Annotated in this window: 2 protein-coding genes; both read right to left on the minus strand. The window is 31.6% G+C overall.

Annotation, left to right across the window (positions count from 1 at the left end; translation table 11 throughout):
- Positions 1 to 145 precede the first annotated feature (145 nt).
- Positions 146 to 2,923 (minus strand): DNA polymerase I, encoded by a 2,778-nt coding sequence (gene polA, locus FI695_00030; protein MQG50350.1) that lies wholly within the window; start codon positions 2,921 to 2,923, stop codon positions 146 to 148.
- Between the two features lie 41 nt (positions 2,924 to 2,964).
- Positions 2,965 to 3,048, minus strand: an 84-nt coding sequence (locus tag FI695_00035) for an amino acid ABC transporter ATP-binding protein (GenBank protein ID MQG50351.1), incomplete at its 5' end; no start/stop codon positions are given.

A 3,048-nucleotide genomic window follows, 5' to 3' on the forward strand; every position in this document is an offset into this window, starting at 1 on the left:
CGAGGGAGCTCATCACCCCCAACCCGCTTAGCAGGCGGGCGCACTAGGCCACTATGCGATTCCTCCCTAAATCAAAAAATATCTTTATTTAGGATAGAAGATGATTATACTCATGAAACCTACTTATAGCAATATTAGATATATTTTATTCAATTAAAGTTTTTTCCATATTGCCCCATTCTTTACCAACTTTGTATTCGATTTTTAATGGCACCAATAGTTTTAAAGAATTAGTCATTAATTTATTAAGTATTTCTTTTATTTCTGAAATTTCATCTTCGGGGCATTCAAATATTAATTCATCATGTACTTGTAATAGCATTTTTGTGTTTAATTTGTTTAGATTTATTTGTGATTGTATTTTAATCATAGCAATTTTTATTATGTCTGCTGCAGTACCTTGAATAGGCATATTTATAGCCATTCTTTCAGCAGCATTTCGTACTTGGAAATTAGAATGGCTAATTTCTGGAATGTATCTCCTTCGACCTGAAAGAGTTTCAACATATCCATTGTCTAAGGCACTTTGTTTTGTTGTATTAATGTAATCATTGATTTTGGGGTATTTTTCAAAATATTCATTAATAAATAAATTGCTTTCTTGGTAGTTTAAATTGGTTTGCCTAGTCATTCCATGAGCTGAAAGGCCATAAATTACGCCAAAATTCATGATTTTTGCTATTCTTCTCATTGAAGGATCAACATTATCCTGAGGTACTTTGTAAACTAAGGAAGCCGTAGCAGAATGTATATCCTGATCGTTATTAAAGGCTGAAATCAAGTTAGGATCTTCAGAATAATGTGCTAGAACTCTAAGCTCTATTTGTGAATAGTCTGCAGATAAAAGAAGACAGTCATTTTTTGAGATAAATGCTTTTCTTACCTCATTTCCAAGTTCAGTTCTAACAGGAATATTCTGTAAATTTGGGTCACTTGACGAGAATCTTCCAGTTGAAGAGCCAACTTGATTATATTTTGTATGAATTCTTCCTGTTTTATCATTAATAAGTTTTGGTAGAGAGTCTAAATAAGTAGATTTTAGTTTAGCTAATTGCCTATATTCTAGAACTAAATCGATTACAAAGTGGGCATCCCTTATATCTTCTAAATAATTTGAATTTGTAGAAAAGCCTGTTTTTGTTTTCGAAGGAAGTGGTAAGTTGTTTTCTTTTAACAAATTTGTTGGTATTAATTTTTCGAATAAAATTGTTCCTAGTTGTTGTGGTGAGTTTATGTTGAACGATTGTGCAGCTGCTTCATAAATATTATTTTCTAAAATAGCTAATTTGGACTCAATTAGAGCTGACATTTCGTTTAGCTTATCAGAATCTATACAAATACCTTCGAGTTGCATATCAACTAAAATAGGAGTGAGTGGCATTTCTATATTAAAAAATAAATTAGACATTCCTTTATCTTTGATTTCATTTTCAAGAATCGATTGTAATCTATATGTCATGTCGGAATCTCGACATGCATATTCTGAGGCATTTTCTATTGGAACCTGATCAAAAGTTATTTGTTTTTTTCCAGAACCAATTAATTCATTAATTGGAGACATTGGTTCATTTAACAAATCGAAAGAGAGTTGTTTTAATCCTATTGCATTATACCCCAAGATCTGGGCTGCAATCATTGTATCAAAGGTAAAGCAATTGACTTCAATATTATGATTTTTTAGTACCGTTAAATCGTAATTCGCATTATGAGCATATTTTTTTACATCTTTAGATTGAAAAATATTTTGCAGATGGGGGAGAGCATCCTCCATTGATATTTGTCTACCTTGTTCATGGCCCAAAGGGATATAAAATCCAGTGCCTATCTGTTCCGAAATTGATATACCAACTAGTTTTGCTGTAGTTGGGATAAGAGAAGTTGTTTCTGTATCAAATGCAAAAGAGGTAGCTTTTAATAGTTTCTTTTCAAGTTTGTGTAATTCTGATAACTCATTAATTACTTCATATCTAGTATCTATTATGGGCTCTTTATTTATATCAGAACCAGGCTTAATTGCATTATCCTGGTCAGATAGAGTAAATAATTTTTCTGCTCGGTCATATAAACTAAAAAATTCATACTTTTTTAATACATTCCCCACTTTAGATAAATCTAATTCACCAATTTTGAGTTTGTTGAAATCAATTGTTAAAGGAACTGTTCGTACGATAGTTGCAAGATATTTGCTTTGAATTGCTTGTGTTTTGTGGTTTTCTAGTAAGTTTTTTATTCTTTCAGGCGTTACATCATTAATGTTGTTATAAAGATTTTCAATAGAAGAATAATCACGAATTAACTTAATAGCAGTTTTAGTACCTATACCTGGTACTCCAGGTATATTATCTGAAGAATCTCCTTGTAAGCCTTTGATATCGGTTTGTTGGTTTGGTTTAATACCCTCATATCGTTCAATTACTGCCTTTTCGTCATATAGTTTTTGATTTTGACTACCTGTATGCATTATTACTTTTGTATTATCTGAAACTAGTTGTAAAGTATCAGAGTCACCGGTAAGGATATATGTGTTTATTTTATTTTGCTCTGCATTGAGTGAAATTGTTCCAATAAGATCATCAGCTTCATACCCTGCAAGTTCAAAAATTGTAATATCAAAAGCATCTGCAATTTCTTTTACTATAGAAAACTGTTGTATTAATTCGGGTTCACTTTTTGTCCTGTTAGATTTGTATTCTGAATATTGCTCATGTCTAAATGTTGGTTTTGGGGTGTCAAACGTTAAAGCTATATGTGTTGGTTTCCATTCACGGATTGTTTTAATTAATGTATTAAGAAATCCATAAGCCCCACGAACTTCTTGTCCATTTGAGCGAGTGATCATAGGTCTGCGAATACCGTGAAAGGACCTATGGACTAAGGCATGTCCATCAATAACTAAAAGGTATTGTTCATTGTTTTCTTGCATTTGGCTACTATTATACTAAACATATTCATTCAATTCAGTATTTAGAGTATTTGGCTTAAGAATAATTTTGTACGTTCTTCTTGTGGGTTTGTGAAAAAATGTTCCGGAGTACCTTCTTCTACAAT

It is taken from the genome of SAR202 cluster bacterium, assembly GCA_009392515.1.
GTDB lineage: Bacteria > Chloroflexota > Dehalococcoidia > Lucifugimonadales > UBA6952 > UBA6952.

Bases quoted from the DNA above. Each gene is read 5' to 3' on its own strand.
- polA (MQG50350.1), bottom strand. From the start codon at position 2,923: ATGCAAGAAAACAATGAACAATACCTTTTAGTTATTGATGGACATGCC.